The sequence below is a fragment of the Mycobacterium sp. GA-2829 genome, from assembly GCF_001499965.1.
Taxonomy (GTDB): Bacteria; Actinomycetota; Actinomycetes; order Mycobacteriales; family Mycobacteriaceae; genus Mycobacterium.
Genome location: NZ_LQIT01000096.1, coordinates 1 through 890 on the forward strand (window position 1 = coordinate 1; position 890 = coordinate 890).

The following is an 890-nucleotide window of genomic DNA, read 5'->3' on the forward strand; positions in this document are numbered from 1 at the left end:
GGTCGCCGATGAGGTTGAGCACCGATGCGGCCAGCGACACGTCGAGCGCGCTGGTCGGTTCGTCGCAGAGCAGCACCTCCGGCGGGACCACCGTGGCGCGGGCCAGCGACACCCGTTGCCGCTGACCGCCGGAGAGCTGGCCGGCCCGCGATTTCGCGACCTCGGCGGGCAGCCCGACCCGTTCGAGCACCTCGGCGACCCGCTCGCGCCGGCCCGCCCGCGACAGTCCCGCGCCGCGCAACCGTTCACCGATGAGCTCACCCACCGACAGCCAGGGGGTGAGCGAGGCGCCGGCGTCCTGGAACACCATCTGCGGGCGCCGGTCCCCCGCCAGGTCGACCGAACCGCCCGACGGTGACTCCAGGCCCGCGATCACCCGCAGCAGTGTCGACTTACCCGAACCGCTCTCACCGACCAGTGCCACCGACTCGCCGTGGCCGACCCGCAATGACACTCCGCGCAGGGCATGCAGTTTCCCGTCCCCGTCGACCGAACGGTCGAACCACCGACGGGCCACCGTGAACGTCTTGGTGACATCACGCAGTACCACCGACGGCGGCATGTGCGCCCGGTCGCCGGACACGGCTGGGAACGTGTCGTCGGCGTTGGTGGTCGCCGCACCCAATCGCTCGGCGACCTCGGCGGGCGGGCGGATGCAGGCGCTCACCCGGTCCGGTCCGATGGCGAGCGGATCCGGTGGCGCCGCGGTGCATTCGTCGCCCGCCAGCGTGCAGCGCGGCACGAACGCGCACCCGGGCAGCGGTGTGACGGGGTTGGGCACCGATCCCGCGAGTGCGGCCAGGTGCCGGTCTCGGGCGGTGTCGAGTGTCAGCCGGGAGCGCAGCAGCCCATGGGTGTACGGGTGGGCGGGTTGGGCGAGGACGTGGGTG

1 protein-coding gene is annotated in these 890 nt (G+C 73.0%); it reads right to left on the bottom strand.

The genetic code is table 11. From position 1 onward, the window contains the following. The coding region (locus AU194_RS30795) for a dipeptide/oligopeptide/nickel ABC transporter ATP-binding protein (RefSeq protein WP_157576616.1) at positions 1-890 on the bottom strand (890 nt) is incomplete at both ends.